Genomic DNA, 17344 nt, shown 5'->3' on the forward strand with positions numbered 1-17344 from the left:
CTTCACGCTGATTCACTGTCCAGGATAAAAACCGCATGGCAAACGCGCTGCTGGAAATGCACGGCATCGTCAAGACGTTTGGCGGTGTGAAGGCGCTCGATGGAATCGACCTCGTGGTCTCGCCCGGGGAATGCGTGGGTTTGTGCGGCGAGAACGGCGCAGGCAAATCGACGCTGATGAAAGTGCTGTCCGGGGTGTATCCGCACGGCACGTGGGAAGGAGAAATCCTCTGGGAAGGTGAGCCTTTACGGGCATCAACCATCCGCGAAACGGAAGATGCCGGCATTGTCATCATCCATCAGGAACTGATGCTGGTGCCGCAATTGTCGGTGGCGGAAAACATCTTCCTCGGCAACGAAATCACGTTGAGCGGCGGCCGGATGAACTACGCGGCCATGTATCAGCGCGCCGACGAACTGCTGCGCGAACTGAACATCAGCGGCATCAACGTGGCTCAACCCGTGATGAACTACGGCGGTGGCCATCAACAACTGATCGAGATCGCCAAGGCGTTGAACAAGCGCGCGAAGTTGCTGATCCTCGATGAACCTTCTTCGTCCCTGACCGCGAGCGAAATCCGCATCTTGCTCGACATCGTGCGCGACCTGAAGAAGCGCGGCGTGGCGTGCGTATACATCTCTCACAAGCTCGACGAAGTGGAAGCAGTCTGCGACACCATCACCGTGATCCGGGACGGCAAGCATGTCGCCACGCAGCCCATGAAGGATCTGAGCACTGACAGCATCATCGCGATGATGGTCGGCCGGGAGATCAAGAACCTGTTCCCGCGCGAGCCGCACGACATTGGCGAAGTGATTTTCGAGGCGCGCCACGTCACCTGTTTTGATGTGACCAACTCGCGGCGCAAGCGCGTGGACGACGTCTCGTTTTCGCTGCGCAAGGGCGAGATTCTCGGCGTTGCCGGGCTGGTCGGCGCGGGGCGGACCGAACTGATGCAGGCAATCTTTGGCGCTTACCCGGGGATCAGCGAGGCGGAGGTTTATCTGAACGGCAAACGGCTCAAGATCAAGACGCCGGCCAATGCGATCGATGCCGGTATCGGCATGGTGCCTGAGGACCGGAAGCGTCATGGCATCGTGCCGCAACTCGGTGTGGGACATAACATCACGCTTGCCGTGCTGAACCGTTTTGCGAAGGGCGGGCGGATTGATTCGGCGGCCGAACTCGACACGATCAATACAGAAATGAAGCGGCTTTCCGTACGTGCCGCCACGCCTATGCTGTCTATTGCCAGCCTGTCCGGCGGCAATCAGCAGAAGGCCGTGCTGACCAAGATGCTGCTGACCGACCCGGAAATTCTTATCCTCGATGAACCCACGCGGGGCGTCGACGTCGGCGCCAAGTTCGAGATCTACAAACTCATGTTCGCGTTGGCCCGGCGCGGTATGTCAATCATCGTGGTGTCGTCAGAGCTCAACGAAGTGCTTGGCATGAGCGACCGCGTGCTGGTCATAGGCGAGGGCCAACTGCGCGGCGACTTTATTAACGAAGGGCTCACGCAAGAACATATCCTGGCAGCGGCCATCCGCGCGACCCCACAGACAAACTCTTTTCAAGCGAGCGTCGCATGACTCCTGACGTCACCTCGTCGCCCAAACGCAGCGTTACCGGCGGCGCAAGCACCACATCCGGTCAGCGCTTCAAGCAGCTTTTCACGCGTTATAAATTGCTCGCGTTGCTGCTGGCGGTAACCGTCATCTGGATCTTCTTTTCCTTCCTCACCGACGGCGCGTTCGTCACGCCACGCAACCTGTCGAACCTGCTCCGGCAGATGTCGATTACCGGCATGCTCGCATGCGGCATGGTGTTCGTGATCATCGCGGGCGAGATTGATTTGTCGGTTGGATCGCTGCTCGGTTTGCTCGGCGGCGTGGCCGCTATTCTCGATGTCTCGCATCACTGGCCGATCCAGTTCACCGTGCCGGCCGTGATGCTGCTCGGCATTGCGATCGGCATGTTCAACGGCTGGTGGTCGACCTATCTGCGAGTGCCGTCGTTCATTGTCGGGCTTGGCGGCATGCTGGCGTATCGGGGCGTGCTGCTTGGCGTGACCGGAGGTTCGACGATCGCGCCGGTCTCCAGCAATCTCGTGTTTATCGGCCAGGGATATTTGCCGCGCATGGCGGGCAATGCGCTTGCTGTCGTGCTGTTTGCGTTGCTTGTCACGCTGACCGTGCGCCAGCGGCAGAACCGTCTGCGTTACAACCTGGCCGTCGTGCCGTTCTGGCAGGACGGCGTGAAGATCGTGGCGGCGGGGCTGGTGCTGGTCGCGTTCGTGACCACGTTGAACCAGTACGGCGGCATTCCTGTGCCGGTGTTGTTACTGCTGGCGTTGCTCGGTATTTTCACCTATGTTGCGACGCAGACTGTGTTCGGCCGCCGCATTTATGCAGTGGGTTCAAACCTCGAAGCAACGCGTTTGTCGGGCGTGAATACGAACCGCGTGAAGCTGATGATCTTCGCGCTGATGGGCCTGATGTGCGCGCTTGCCGGGCTGGTCAACACGGCGCGGCTCGCGGCCGGGTCGCCGTCGGCGGGGACGATGGGTGAGCTCGACGCCATTGCTGCGTGCTTTATCGGCGGGACGTCCATGCGCGGTGGTTCGGGGACCGTCTATGGCGCGTTGATCGGGGCGCTGGTGATGGCGAGCCTTGACAACGGCATGTCGATGCTCGACGTCGATTCGTATTGGCAGATGATCGTGAAGGGCGGGATTCTCGTGCTCGCGGTGTGGATCGATGTCGTATCGGGCTCCAATCAGCGTTAGGGTCAGGGTCTGAGGGTTTCCGCGGACGGTGCTTCCGGCGCTTAAGTGTCACAAAACTTGGCGCATAATCCGAGCACCGTACGTGCCAGATCCGGGAGACGACATGCTGACCAAGAGCGAAGAGCGCGTTGCGCACCTTCTCACTGACGTAGTCGATTTTGCACGGGGACGGCTTCCCGCGCCCGCGTTCGATGTCGTTGAACCCCTGCTGAGCCACTACTACGCGCTTGCGGACCCCGAAGACATCCAGAGCCGCGACATAGCCGATCTCTACGGCGCGGCCATGGCGCACTGGCAAACGGCGCAAAAATTCACGACCGGCCGCGAAGTCCTGCGGGTATACAACCCCAACCTTGAACAACACGGCTGGCACTCCGATCACACGGTGGTCGAGATCGTCAACGACGACATGCCGTTCCTCGTCGACTCGGTCACGATGGCGGTCAACCGACTTGGTCTGGCGATGCATTCCGCCATTCATCCGGTGTTCAGGGTCTCCCGCGACGCAAGCGGAGCAATCACGCGCATCGCGTTGGGTCACGTCGACGGCGGCGATCCGCAATCGCGCCTCGAGTCGTTTATTCACTTCGAAGTGGATCGCTGCGGCGAGGCAGCCAAGCTCGACGAGCTACGCCGTGACATCGCTCGCGTGCTCGGTGACGTACGTGCTTCAGTGGAAGACTGGCCGAAGATTCTTGAGGTTGCGCGCGCCACTATCGGAGAAATGAAAGCGCGTGAGACCAGCGCGGATGGCATCGAGGCACGCGCGTTCCTGGAGTGGATGGTGGCGGATCATTTCACCTTCCTCGGGCATCGCGACTACGAACTCATTACGCAGGATGACGGCTTTGCGCTGCGCGGCGTGCCGGGTTCCGGCGCAGGATTGTTGCGCGAAAGCCTGCGCCCGCCCGCAGCCGATAACGTCACGCCATTGCCTCCGGCTGCAGCGGCCATCATCAACGGCTCGGTGCCGATCTTTCTCACCAAGGCGAATTCGCGCGCGACGGTGCACAGGCCCGGTTATCTGGATTACGTGGGCGTGAAGCGCGTTGGTGCGGATGGCAAGGTGATTGGCGAGCGGCGGTTTATCGGCTTGTACACGTCCACCGCGTATCTGGTGCCCACGTCCGAGATCCCGATTGTGCGGCGCAAATGCGCGAACATCATCAGGCGTGCCGGCTTTCTCGCCAAGGGACATTTGCATAAGTCACTGGTGACCGTGCTCGAACAATATCCGCGCGAAGAACTCTTCGAAGCTGATGAGGACGACCTGTTCGATATCGCGCTCGGCGTGCTGCGATTGCAGGAACATCAGCGCACACGCCTGTTCGTGCGGCGCGACCGGTTCGACCGCTTTGTCTCATGCCTCGTGTTCGTCCCGCGCGACAAGTTCAACACGGACTTGCGCAAACGGATCGCGACCGTGCTCATGCAAGCGTTCAACGGCAAGAGCATCGAATTCACGCCGCTGCTGTCCGAGTCTCCGCTCGCGCGCATCTATATCACCGTGCGTTCGGATAAAGGCGCGATGCCCGAAGCCGATACGCGCGAACTCGAGCAACGGATCGTGCAGGTCGCGCGCCGCTGGCAAGACGATCTCGCCGATGCACTGGTCGACAGCTTCGGCGAAGAGCAGGGCAACCGGCTCCTGAATCGATACGCTGATTCATTTCCGGCGGGTTATCGCGAAGATTATCCGGCTCGTACTGCGGTGCGCGATATCGAGTTGATCGAGCAGACGCAGGTGAGGGCGGGCGGCCTTGCGATGAGCCTTTACAGGCCGATTGAGGCTGGGCGCCGGGCGTTTCGCTTCAAGGTGTACCGGGTGGGCGACCCGATCGCGTTGTCACATAGCCTGCCGATGCTGGAGCATCTCGGCGTGCGGGTGGATGAAGAGCGGCCTTATCGCATTGAACCGCTGGGTGCGCCGCATGCGTGGATACACGACTTCGGTCTGGAGCTTGCCGACGACGTGGAGTTCGATATCGATCGCGTCAAGGAACTGTTCGAGAACGCGTTCGCAAGCGTCTGGACCGGTGAAGTCGAGAACGACGACTTCAACCGGCTGGTCCTGCGCGCGCAACTCGGCGCCCGCGACGTCACGATCCTGCGCGCTTATGCCAAGTACCTGCGGCAAGTGGGCTCAACGTTCAGCGACGCCTACATAGAGCGCGCGCTGACCGGTAACCCGGCGATCGCGCGCAAGTTGCTTGAACTGTTCCTGGTGCGCTTCAATCCGGCTCTTCCAGGGGTGCTCAGCGATAACCCTCAAAGTCGTGAGCTTCGCGACGCCCGCACGCAGCAGGTGCGCGCCGACATAGAAGCCGCGCTTGATAACGTACCGAATCTGGATGAAGACCGCATCCTGCGGCAGTTCCTGGGTGTCATCAACGCGACGGTACGAACCAACCATTTTCGTAAGGATGCCGAAGGTAAGCCAAAACCTTATCTGTCATTCAAACTTGATCCGTCGATGGTGCCGGGCTTGCCCGAACCCAAGCCAATGTTTGAGATCTGGGTGTATGCGCCGCGCGTTGAAGGCGTGCACTTGCGGGGCGGAAAAGTGGCGCGAGGTGGCTTGCGCTGGTCGGATCGACGGGAAGACTTTCGCACGGAAGTGCTCGGCCTCATGAAGGCGCAGATGGTGAAAAACACCGTGATCGTGCCGGTTGGATCGAAGGGTGGTTTTGTGGTGAAGAACCCGCCGCCCGTCACGGACCGCGAGGCGTTCGCGCGTGAAGGCGTAGCCTGCTACCAGATGTTCCTGCGTGGTCTGCTCGACGTGACCGACAACCGCGTGGCCGGCGTTATCGTGCCGCCACCGGATACCGTTCGCCATGATCCCGATGACCCCTATCTCGTTGTCGCCGCCGACAAGGGCACGGCCACGTTCTCCGACTACGCCAACGCCATTGCCCGCGAATACGGCTTCTGGCTGGACGACGCGTTCGCGTCAGGCGGTTCGGTAGGCTACGACCACAAGAGAATGGCGATCACCGCACGCGGCGCGTGGGAATCGGTCAAGCGGCATTCGCGCGAGATGGGCGTCGACACGCAGACGACCGACTTCACCGTAGTGGGTATCGGCGATATGTCCGGCGATGTGTTCGGCAACGGCATGCTGCTCTCGCGTCATATCCGCCTGATCGCGGCGTTCGATCATCGTCATATCTTCCTCGACCCGGAGCCTGACACCGTCGCGAGTTTCAACGAACGCGAGCGCCTGTTCGCGCTGCCGCGATCGAGCTGGGCAGACTACGACGCCACGCTGATTTCAGCCGGAGGCGGAATATTCCCGCGCACGGCGAAAACGATCGCGTTGTCGCCGCAGGTCCAGGCCGCGCTCGGCGTGACAGCCGTGACGCTTGCACCGAACGAACTGATCCGCGCGATCCTGCTGGCCGAGGTGCATCTGCTCTACAACGGTGGCGTGGGCACCTACGTCAAGTCGACGCGCGAGACGCCTGCGCAAGTCGGCGATCGAACCAACGACGCCGTACGCGTCAACGGCTCCGAACTGCGCTGCAAGGTCGTAGCCGAGGGCGGCAATCTTGGCGTGACGCAGCTCGGCCGGATCGAATACGCGCAGCATGGTGGGCGTATCAATACCGATGCCATCGACAACTCCGCAGGCGTCGACTGTTCCGACCACGAGGTGAACATCAAGATCCTGCTGGGCCTTGTGGTGGCTGACGGCGAGATGACTGAAAAGCAGCGCAACGCGCTGCTTGCCGAGATGACCGATGAAGTCGGCCTGCTCGTGTTGAACGACAACTACGCGCAGACGCAGGCGTTATCGATTGCGAACCGCTACGTGGCCGAGATGCTCGACGCCGAAGCGCGGCTGATGCGCTGGCTTGAGCGCGCGGACCGGTTGAAACGCAAGATCGAATTCCTGCCGTCGGATGAGGACATTGCCGAACGTCAGGCGGCCCGGCTTGGGCTCACGTCACCCGAGCGCGCGGTGCTGCTGGCATACAGCAAGATGTGGCTGTACGACGAACTGCTCGCATCCGACGTTCCCGAGGACGTGCTTGTAGCAGGCATGCTGTCCGACTATTTCCCGCTGCCTTTGCAGACGCGCTACAGCGAACCGATGCAGCGTCATCCGCTCAGGCGCGAAATTCTGGCGACGCACCTGACGAATGCACTGATCAACCGGGTGGGCTGCACCTTCGTGCATCGGTTGATGGAAGAAACGGACGCGCGTCCGAGCGAGATCGTGCGTGCCTGCATCATGGCGCGTGACGTGTTCGATCTGAACGATATCTGGCGAAGTATCGATGCGCTCGACAATCGTGTCGCAGACGAAGTGCAAGCCCGGATGTTCGTCGATGTCGTGCGGTTGCTGGAGGGCGCGACGCTCTGGTTCCTGCGTCATTTGAAGGTATCGACGCAGGAAGCTAGTCTCGCAGTCGAGCGTGTCACGCGTTGTCGTGAAGCGGCGCAAAGGCTTGCGCCGCAGTTGCCGAATTTGCTGCCTGCCGACGAACTCAACGGGTGGACCGAACGGCGTCGCGTGCTGGAAGAGGCGGGCGTTGAAGGTGAGCTCGCGGCAAAAGTGGCGAGCGGCGAGTTATCGACGGCCGTGCTGGACAGCGCGGAAGTAGCGGCCAATTGTGATAGTAGCCTTGAGACCGTCGCGAGCGTTTATTTCGCCATAGGCACGTTGCTGAACTACGGCTGGATCGCGGAGCGCGCGATGGCGTTGCCCGCGTCCACTCACTGGGACCTGCTTGCACGGGCGGCTGCTTTGGAAGAGCTCGCGCGGCTCAAGCGCGCATTGACGGTCAGTGCGCTCGAACAAACACGCGATATCGATACGCCTGAGGTGATCGTTGAAAACTGGCGGTCAAGAAGGGAAGCCGCGGTCGAACGTTACGCGCGTTTGCTGGCGGAATTGCGCGCAGCAAGCGGCGCAAGTCTTTCGATGCTGCTGGTTGTGGTCCGTGAGATAGCGACGCTGGAACGCGCGTAGTTGCGCCGGGCTGGAGTCGTAAATATGCCTCCAGCCCGTAGGTCTTAAACCGTCCAGTCCAGAATCACCTTGCCGCTCTGGCCTGAGAGCATGGTCGCGAACGCTTCTTCATAGTCGTCCACCGCGAAGCTGTGCGTGAGGATAGGCGAGAGATCGAGGCCGCTTTGCAGCATGGCGACCATCTTGTACCAGGTCTCGAACATCTCGCGGCCATAGATGCCCTTGATCTCCAGTCCTTTGAATATCACCTGGGTCCAGTCGATCGCCATGTTCGCGGGCGGGATGCCAAGCAATGCGACCTTGCCGCCGTGATTCATCGCTTCGAGCAAGCCCATGAACGCGCTCGGTACGCCTGACATTTCCAGCCCTACGTCAAACCCTTCTGTCATGTGCAGCTCGGCCATGACGTCGCGCAGTGACGTCTCCGAGACATTGACCGCCCGCGTCGCGCCCATCTTGCGGGCAAGCTCCAGCCGGTAATCGTTCACGTCGGTGATCACTACATTGCGCGCACCCACATGCTTGGCGATGGCCACGGCCATGATCCCGATGGGCCCGGCACCCGTGATCAACACGTCTTCGCCAACCAGATTAAACGATAGCGCCGTATGCGTCGCGTTGCCGAACGGATCGAAGATAGCGGCGAGATCGTCGGAAATTTCCGGCGGAATCTTGAACGCGTTGAACGCTGGAATCACGAGGAATTCAGCAAATGCGCCTGGACGATTGACACCCACACCCACCGTATTGCGGCACAGATGCCGACGTCCCGCACGGCAGTTTCGGCAGAACCCGCAGGTGATATGACCTTCACCCGACACCCGGTCGCCGATAGCGAAGCCGCGCACTTCCTGCCCCATTTCCACGATCTCGCCAACGTATTCGTGACCCACATGCATGGGCACGGGAATCGTTTTCTGCGCCCACTCGTCCCATTTCCAGATATGGATGTCGGTGCCGCAGATCGCCGTGCGTGTGATGCGGATCATCACGTCGTTGTGGCCGACTTCAGGCTTCTTGACGCGTGTCAGCGTCAGCCCCGGACCCCGTTCCAGTTTTGCCAGTGCTTTCATGATTGTTCCGATTTGTCCCGATGCCTCAGATAATGCCCAGTGAACGGCCGACGCGCGCAAACGCATCGACCGCGCGATCGATCTGCGCGGGCGTATGCGCGGCGCTCATCTGCGTGCGGATACGGGCGCGGCCTTTCGGCACCACCGGGAACGAAAACCCGATCACGTAGACGCCTTCCTGCAGCAACGCGTCCGCCATGCGCGATGCCAATTGCGCATCGCCAAGCATCACCGGGATGATCGGATGTTCGCCGGGCACGAGCGTGAAACCGAGCTTGCTCATGGCGTCGCGGAAATGCGCGCCGTTGGCACGCACGCTTGCGCGCAGTTGGGCGCCTTCGTCGCTCGCAAGCAATTCGAGCACCTTCAGCGTGGCAGCGGCAATGCTGGGCGCGAGCGTATTCGAGAACAGATAGGGACGTGAACGCTGCCGCAGCAACTCGACGATCTCGCGGCGTGCAGCGACATAACCGCCGGATGCGCCGCCCAGCGCCTTGCCCAAGGTGCCGGTGATGATATCCACACGAGAAAGCACGCCGCAATACTCAGGCGTGCCGCGTCCGTGTTCACCGATAAAGCCGACAGCGTGCGAGTCATCGACCATGACCAGTGCACCGTATCGATCGGCGAGGTCGCAGATGCCGGCGAGATTCGCGATGATGCCGTCCATCGAAAATACGCCGTCGGTGGCGATCAATTTGAAGCGCGCGCCGGCAGCGTCCGCTTCGCGCAATTGGGTTTCGAGGTCAGCGAGATCGTTGTTCTTGTAGCGGTAGCGCTTCGCCTTCGACAAACGCACGCCGTCGATAATGCTCGCGTGATTGAGCTCGTCGCTGATGATTGCGTCGGACTCGTCGAGGAGGGTTTCGAACAGGCCGCCGTTGGCGTCGAAGCAGCTTGAGTAGAGGATACAGTCATCGGTTTGAAGGAACGAAGCGAGCGCTTGCTCGAGTTCCTTGTGGACGGTCTGCGTGCCGCAGATAAAGCGCACTGACGCCATGCCGAAACCATCGTGGTCGAGACCCGCTTTGGCGGCTTCGATCAGGCGGGCGTCGTTGGCGAGACCGAGGTAATTGTTCGCGCAGAAGTTCAGCATGCCGCCGCCGCTCGCGAGCCGGATGGCGGCCGATTGCGGACTTGAGATCACGCGTTCGGTCTTGTAGAAACCGTCGGCGCGAATCTGGTCGAGAGTACTGCGCACGTGCGTGAGATAAGAATCATGCATGGATCATGCTCCTGAGTAATACGATACCCGGCGATGGATCGCATCGCGGGACCGCAAGGCAACGCTGTTTCGATGATGCGGCTGTCAGTATGCAGGAACTGACGTCCGGCATGAAGCAAAATGCCGGATCAAAGCACTGCCAGCCAGCCTCCATCGACATAGATGATCTGGCCGTTCACATAACTCGACGCGGACGACGAGAGATACACGGCCGTGCCGACCAGCTCTTCGGGTTTGCCCCAGCGTTGTGACGGATTGCTGCTTTTCACCCATGCATCGAAGGCGGCGTTTTCTATGAGCGCCTGGTTCATGTCGGTCAGGATATAGCCGGGGCCAATGGCGTTCGCCTGGATATTCGACGCCGCCCATTCGGCGCTCATGGCGCGCGTCAGCATCTTGATGCCGCCCTTGGCCGCCGTGTAGGCGCCCACGGTTGCGCGTGCTCCCTCGCTCGTCAGCGACCCGATGTTGACGATCTTGCCGCCCGAGCCGCGCGCGATCATTCGTTTGGCCGCCTCCTTCGAAACGATGAAGGCGCTGGTCAGGTTGGTATCGATCACGCGCTGCCAGTCGCTGAGTTCCAGTTCCACGAGCGGCTTGCGAAACTGGATGCCGGCGTTGTTGATCAGGATGTCGATGTGGACCCCATCGTGGTCCCACTGCGCGAAGGCATCGGCGACAGCGTGTTCGTTGGTTACATCGAATGCACGGCCGGTCGCGGCAAAGCCTTGGGCGTCCATCCGGGCGACTGCCTCGGCGACGGTGTCCGCGCGTGTACCGTTAAGAATCACGGCCGCGCCTGCGTTTGCCAGTCCTTGCGCCAGCGCAAAACCAATACCGCGCGCCGATCCCGTAACGAGCGCCGTGCGGCCGCTCAAATCGAATAACGTTGACATGCCTTGCCCTCTTGGTGGAATTCACCCGGCATTGTGGCAGGCCGCATGAAGGGCTGCATGAACGGTTGCACGAAGGGCAACCCAGGGCGATCACTCCAGCTCGACCCCGCGCAACTCTGGAATCAGAAAGACGGTTGCCAGCAGATCGAGAATATAGATCGATGCCAGCAAGGCGATTGCCGTGCCGAACGAGTAATGCGCGGCGAGCGCGCCGATGGCGAGCGGACCAAATCCGCCAACACCGCGCCCGATGCTCCACAACACATTTTGCGCGGTGCTTCGGGCGTGCGTTGGATAAAGCTCGGCCATCAACGCGCCGTAACCGCCCATCATCCCGTTCACGAACAAGCCCATGAAAATGCCGCCGATCAGCAGCGCGTCCGGGGTGGTGAGCGTCGAGTAGACGAACACCATGACCAGCGCGCCGACCTGATATCCGATGAAGGCCGGCTTGCGTCCTACGCGATCCGCAAGCTGGCCGAAGATCCAGATGCCGGCGAGCATGCCGAGGATCGAACAGCCGGTCCAGATGGCTGACTTGGTGAGCGTGTAGCCGAACATCTTCGACAGATAAGCCGGCATCCATACGATGAGGCCGTAGTACCCGAAGTTCTGAACCGAGCACAGGATGATTACGCCAATGCTGTGTTTGGTCGTGGCTTTGTCGCGAAACAGGGTCTTGATCGGGAACTCGCGTTTCTGCGCGGCATGCGTGCGCACGAACAGGTCGGATTCGCCGATAGCCTTGCGGATCACGAACGACCCCACTGCCGGAAACAGGCCGACCACGAACATGCCGCGCCAGCCGATATGCGGCAGCAGCAGCGGTGTGACCACGGCCGCCGCGAGGACGCCCACTTGCCAGCCCATGCCGACATACGACGACACGCGGCCGCGTTTGTCCGCAGGCCATGCTTCGATGGCAAGCGCCATGCCGATACCGAACTCGCCACCCAATCCGAGACCTGCAATAAACCGGTAGACGAGCAGATCGCCGTAACCCGTTGCGAGCGCGCAGAGGCCCGTGAAGAGTGCAAACAGCAAGATGGTGTAGGTCAGCACGCGGACGCGGCCGAGGTAGTCGCTCAAGATGCCGAAGCCCAGGCCGCCGGCTACTCCTCCGATTAATGTCCACGTGACCAGCGATCCGGCCTGTGAACTCGTCAGGCCGAGGTCGGCGGAAATCAGGTTCAGCATGAAGCCGAGGATGAGCAGATCGAAGCCGTCCATCGCGTAGCCTGAAACGGCTGCGATCAGGGCGCGAACCGGGCTTTGCGTTCCGGCCGCGAGAGGCGCGCCGGTGCCGGCCGGGACGTCGAGCGTTTCGACGCGGTCTTGCTTGTAGCTTGTCATGAGGGAAGGGCTCCGTGCGGATGGCGGCGACTCTGCCATGCACACGGGTGTCGAGCTGCTTGTGGATCATGCTTATCGATCAACCCAAGAACTCGAAGCCTGGTGTGCGCCCGTGATGATACAGCGCGCCGCGCCCGGTCAAAAAAGGGCGCACGGCCTGTTGCATTCGTTGTGACGTAAATGAAAGCCAGATGTCATGCTGACACCTGGCGTTAGCTCGCGGGTCGGTCCCGCGCTGTGGGACCGATAGCGAAGCGCTCTTACTTCACCACGACTTTCACATCGAAGTACTTCGATCCCAGCTTGTCGATGGTGCCGTCGGCCTTCAGATCCGTCAGCGCCTGATCGAGGGCAGCTTTCAGCGCGTGGTTGTTCTTGGCCACGCCGAAACCCACACCTGCACCCAGCAGTTTTTCGTCGGCCACGGCGGGTCCGGCGAACGCGAAGCCCGCACCCTGCGGCGTCTTCAGGAAGCCCTTCGACGCCGCTTCCGCATCCTGGAACGCGGCATCCAGCCGGCCGGCCGCGAGATCGGCATAGACCTGGTCCTGCGCCTGGTACGACACTACATCGATACCCGCCGTTGCCCACTTGGCCTTCGCGTAGGTTTCCTGGATCGACCCTTGCAGCACGCCGACGTGCGCGCCCTTCAGTCCGTCGGCTGTGGGCAGGATCTTGCTACCTTTCTTCGCGATCAACTGGTTCGGGATTGCGTAGATCGGATTCGTGAAATTGATGGCCGCCTTGCGCTGGTCGGTGATGGTCATGTCCGAGTTGATCGCGTCGAACTTGCGTGCCTGCAGGGCCGGAATCAGGCCGTCGAACGAATTCTCGACCCAGACGCATTTGACTTTGAGCTTCGCGCATACGGCGTTGCCGACATCGATGTCGAAACCGATCAACTCGCCGCTCGGCGACTTCGATTCGAACGGCGCATACGATGCCTCGACGCCAAAGCGAATTTCCTTGAGATCCGCCGCCTGCGCGCTTGGTGCGGCGAATGAGGCCGCGAACACCGTGGTGGCGGCAACCGCGAAAGCGGCGACTTTGTGATTCATCCAATAAACGTTCTTCAATGCATACCTCTCGGGGGTGGGGCGGTGATTTTAAACGTTCGCACGGTCACGTTTCCGGCGAACGCGAGATGGGGGGGCGTACGCAAGCCGATAAAAGAGCTTCAAACACGGGCTCAAGCACAAGCTTCAAACAGGCTCACGTGACGAACCGAGCAGCGCGCCGCCACGCGGTTCATCGGGTGCCTGTCCGCTATGTTTTTCGATCCAGTTGCGGCGTTCCTCGCGCGGTGTCACGCCGAAGCGGTCGCGGTACGCATTGGAGAAATGCGCCGCCGATGCAAACCCGCACGCGAGGCTGATCTGCACCACCGATTTGCTGGTGCGCTGCAATTGCGTACGGGCTTTGGTCAGGCGCAGGTTGACGTAATACTTCGATGGCATCGCGCCGAGGTATTGTCGAAACAGCCGTTCGAGCTGGCGTCGCGAAATGCCGACAAGCCCGGCGATTTCATCGGTGGCGAGCGGGTCTTCTATGTTCGCTTCCATTAGTTGCAGCGCGTCGTTAAGCCGCGGATGGCGTTCGCCCGGCGCGGTTACGAACGGAATGCGCTGGCGCTCTTCGCCTGAGCGCAACACGCCGATGCCAAGTGAATCCGCGATCCGTTCCGCCAGGTCTGCGCCCTGGTCGCGTGCGATCATCGCCAGCATGAAGTCGACGGTCGCCTGGCCGCCGGTGCAGGTCGAACGATCTCGGTCGATCTCAAAGATTTGCTGCGTGACGATCGAGCGCTCGAACTCCTCGGCGAACTGCTGGTAGGTTTCCCAGTTCACCGCCACGCGGTAGGCGCTCAATTGGCCGGCCATCGCGAGCCACCAGACGCCGTGGTGAATGCCGGTCACGCGGGGCGTGCGGCTGCCCACGCGCGCGAGGCTTTGCAGGAACAGCCGGTAGTCCGCGAATTGCTGATACCGCTCGCTGACCACGATTAGCCAGTCGCAAGTGACGGCATCGCCGAATGCGGTGTCGGCGGGAAGTTGCGCGCCGCCGGCGAACGTTACGGGGCGTCCGTCCCACGAACAGATTTGCCAGTCGTAGAGCGCGTGGCCGTCGATCTCGTTCGCGAGACGCAGGCTGTCGAGGATTAGCCCTACGCCGCTCATGGAGCAGGGAGGCAGCACCACGATCGCGACCTTGAGTGGCCTGGTGCTCGGGGCCGGGTTAACGCTCGCGCTCATGTTCGAAATTGGTTTTTGTTCGCACTAGGGATGGGGAGGGGTAGTGGTCGGGGGGCTTTCGGTGTTAGTGGTCGAGGTCCATGCCGGGGTGGTGGTTTCGGCGTTAGCGGTCGGGGTCTATGCTGGGTTGGTGCTTTCAGTGTTAGTGGTCTGCGAGAGTCGGATATTCTCTTTATCACTGTTAGCCACTGTGCGTGGCGGCACGTCATTTCTTTGTCCAAAGCGACAAAGAAACGAAGCAAAGAAAACGCTTTTAAACCACGCTACCCTAAGTGTCCACAGCGTGCAGTTTTTATTCATAGGTGCCCCAAAAGCACGGTGCTCGCCAGAGCGAAGGATGTGTGAACCCCTCTTTCTCCGAACACGGATACCCACACGCTTCGCCACCAGTGACTGAATCTGCCCAAGGTTCACCCCGCGCTATCCGCGGACAACCTCCTGCCGAATTTGTACATGACGGACCACGTCGCTAACCCACCAAGACACGGCCCACGCGGATGCGTCGGGCCGTAGCTGGGAAAAAAATCGTGCAGGCCGCACAACTACCCACCAAACATGAAGCCGTAAGTATGCGTTCGGCCGTGTAGCCCACCAAAAAAACAGTGCACGCTTGGCCAACGCTCCAAGAAACGCGGCAGCGAATACGCGTGAGGCCGTGCGGGTCCCTCGGCAATTCGTGCTTGCCCGAGAGCGTACGGGGCGAAGCGTGTTCATGTCAGGATTCGCGAGAAGGAGGGTTTCACACATCCTTCGCTCTGGCGAGCACCGTACTTTTGGGGCACCTATGAATAGAAACTGCACGCTGTGGACACTTAGGGTAGCGCGGTTTAAAAGCGTTTTCTTTGCTTCGTTTCTTTGTCGCTTTGGACAAAGAAATGACGTGCCGCCACGCACAGTGGCTAATAGTGATAAAGAGAAAATCCGACTCTCGCAGGCCGCTAACATGGAAAGCACCAACCCAGCATAGACTCCGACAGCTAGCCCCAGAACTGACCACCCCAGCATAGACCCTCGACCACTAACCCCAGAACCGACCACCCCAGCATAGACCCTGACCACTAACCTGAACCCTGGCATTGACCTCACCCGTTAACTCCAACGCCCAACGCCCAATCACCACCCTACCGCCCCCAACATCGCGCCCCCCCCCAAACCCCAAGTGCGAACGAAACCTCACTTAAGACTACCAGACAGAAACTGGCGCAGCCGCTCGCTCTTCGGTGCCGTGAGCACATCACCCGGCGCGCCTTCCTCTTCCGTGCGGCCCTGATGCAGAAACATCACATGGTTCGAGACGTTGCGCGCAAAGCCCATCTCATGCGTAACCACGATCATCGTGCGACCCTCTTCGGCAAGCTTCTGCATCACCTTCAGCACTTCGCCCACCAGTTCGGGATCGAGCGCCGAAGTGGGTTCGTCGAACAGCATCACGTCAGGATGCATCGCCAGCGCACGCGCAATCGCCACGCGCTGCTGCTGCCCGCCCGACATGTGCGAAGGATATTGCTTCTCGATGCGAGGCGCGAGCCCCACCTTCTCAAGGTACATCCGGGCCCGCTCCTCCGCTTCCTTCTTCGAAAGACCGAGCACATGCCGCGGCGCTTCCATCACGTTTTCGATGGCGGTCATATGCGACCACAAGTTGAAGTGCTGGAACACCATCGCGAGCTTGGTCCGCACCCTCTGCAACTGCTTGCGGTCAGCCACGTCATGGCTGCCCGCGCGGTCGGCGTTGACGAGCACGGTCTCGCCATCCACCACGATCTGCCCCGCGTTCGGCCGCTCGAGAAAGTTGATGCAGCGCAGGAACGTGCTCTTGCCCGAACCGCTCGCGCCGATGATGCTGATGACGTCGCCCGCGCGCGCGGAAAGCGATACGCCCTTGAGCACCTCATTGTCGCCGTAGCGCTTGTGAATGTCCTGCGCGACCAGTTTCGTCGCGGCATCTTTGGCGGTTAGCTCCAACTCATACTCCCAGGGTGATTGGCTGAACTGCGGTTTAAACCAAGGTGACGCTCTAACGCGCCGATTCCAAGCGACGACCTTCAACGACGGCTCGTGCCCAGATACCCAAGCCAGCGCTTTTCCGCGCGCCGGAATGCGCCGATCAACAGGAACGATACGGCCAGGTAGATCAGCGCCGCGAGCCCGAACGACTCGAATGACTGATACGTGGCCGAGTTTGCGTCGCGCGCGACCTTCAGGATGTCCGGTACGGTCGCGGTGAACGCAACGGTTGTGGCGTGCAGCATGAGGATCACTTCGTTACTGTACAGCGGCAGCGCGCGTCGCAACGCGGACGGCAGGATCACGCGCCGGTACACCGTGAAGGTGCTCATGCCATACGCGCGAGCAGCCTCTACTTCACCGTATGGGATCGAGCGGATCGCGCCGGCGAAAATCTCGGTGGTGTACGCGCAGGTATTGAGCGCGAAGGCCAGTATCGCGCAGTTGAACCCGCTGCGAAAAAAGGCTTCGAGCAGCGACTGCGAGCGTACGAATTCGAGACTGTACAGGCCGGTGTAGAGCAGCAGCAACTGCACGTAAAGCGGCGTGCCGCGAAACACGTAAGTGTAGAGGCGCACCGGCGTCGAGAGCCAGCGGTTCTTCGATACACGGGCGCAGGCAAGCGGAACCGCCGCGATAAAACCGAGCGCAAGCGAGCTTGCCAACAGCCACAAGGTCACGACAAGACCCGAGGCGCGCATGCCGTCGGAGTAAAGAAACGGGCGCCAGTAGTCGGCAAGTATCTGGATCATGATGGTCGCTTTTTCCTGTT

Annotated in this window: 11 protein-coding genes; 3 read left to right on the forward strand and 8 right to left on the reverse strand. The window is 60.8% G+C overall.

Going from position 1 to position 17344, the window contains the following annotated elements; translation table 11 throughout:
- Positions 1-35: 35 nt before the first annotated feature.
- The 3 genes from xylG to HB376_RS24985 all read left to right on the forward strand — a co-directional run bounded on the left by xylG (position 36) and on the right by HB376_RS24985 (position 7766).
- On the forward strand, positions 36-1592 hold the full coding sequence (xylG, locus tag HB376_RS24975) for a D-xylose ABC transporter ATP-binding protein (RefSeq protein ID WP_213766370.1): 1557 nt from the start codon (positions 36-38) through the stop codon (positions 1590-1592).
- Positions 1589-2788, forward strand: coding sequence for a sugar ABC transporter permease (locus tag HB376_RS24980; protein WP_213766371.1), 1200 nt, complete (start codon positions 1589-1591; stop codon positions 2786-2788). The genes xylG and HB376_RS24980 overlap by 4 nt, the downstream gene beginning before the upstream one ends.
- A 103-nt stretch (positions 2789-2891) precedes the next feature.
- The gene (locus tag HB376_RS24985; protein ID WP_213766372.1) at positions 2892-7766 is read left to right on the forward strand and encodes an NAD-glutamate dehydrogenase; all 4875 of its coding nucleotides are present in this window, start codon (positions 2892-2894) and stop codon (positions 7764-7766) included.
- 44 nt (positions 7767-7810) lie between these two features.
- On the opposite strand, the gene tdh is transcribed toward HB376_RS24985, so the two are convergent.
- The 8 genes from tdh to HB376_RS25025 all read right to left on the reverse strand — a co-directional run bounded on the left by tdh (position 7811) and on the right by HB376_RS25025 (position 17324).
- Positions 7811-8839, reverse strand: coding sequence for an L-threonine 3-dehydrogenase (tdh, locus tag HB376_RS24990; RefSeq protein ID WP_213766373.1), 1029 nt, complete (start codon positions 8837-8839; stop codon positions 7811-7813).
- A gap of 25 nt (positions 8840-8864) precedes the next feature.
- On the reverse strand, positions 8865-10064 hold the full coding sequence (locus HB376_RS24995; RefSeq protein ID WP_213766374.1) for a glycine C-acetyltransferase: 1200 nt from the start codon (positions 10062-10064) through the stop codon (positions 8865-8867).
- Positions 10065-10192: 128 nt separating this feature from the next.
- Positions 10193-10960, reverse strand: a complete 768-nt coding sequence (locus tag HB376_RS25000) for an SDR family oxidoreductase (RefSeq protein WP_213766375.1) — start codon at positions 10958-10960, stop codon at positions 10193-10195.
- A 90-nt stretch (positions 10961-11050) separates the two neighbouring features.
- On the reverse strand, positions 11051-12313 hold the full coding sequence (locus tag HB376_RS25005) for an MFS transporter (RefSeq protein ID WP_213766376.1): 1263 nt from the start codon (positions 12311-12313) through the stop codon (positions 11051-11053).
- Between the two features lie 260 nt (positions 12314-12573).
- A complete protein-coding gene (locus HB376_RS25010) occupies positions 12574-13371 on the reverse strand; it encodes an ABC transporter substrate-binding protein (protein WP_213766378.1) in 798 nt (265 codons plus the stop codon).
- Between the two features lie 144 nt (positions 13372-13515).
- Positions 13516-14565: a GlxA family transcriptional regulator gene (locus HB376_RS25015; RefSeq protein ID WP_213766379.1), complete on the reverse strand. Its 1050-nt coding sequence runs from the start codon at positions 14563-14565 to the stop codon at positions 13516-13518.
- A gap of 1173 nt (positions 14566-15738) precedes the next feature.
- Positions 15739-16530: an ATP-binding cassette domain-containing protein gene (locus HB376_RS25020; RefSeq protein ID WP_213766380.1), complete on the reverse strand. Its 792-nt coding sequence runs from the start codon at positions 16528-16530 to the stop codon at positions 15739-15741.
- Positions 16531-16610: 80 nt separating this feature from the next.
- Positions 16611-17324: an ABC transporter permease gene (locus HB376_RS25025; protein WP_213766381.1), complete on the reverse strand. Its 714-nt coding sequence runs from the start codon at positions 17322-17324 to the stop codon at positions 16611-16613.
- Between the last annotated feature and the right edge of the window lie 20 nt (positions 17325-17344).

It is taken from the genome of Caballeronia sp. dw_19 (genome assembly GCF_018449515.1).
Taxonomy (GTDB): Bacteria; Pseudomonadota; Gammaproteobacteria; order Burkholderiales; family Burkholderiaceae; genus Caballeronia.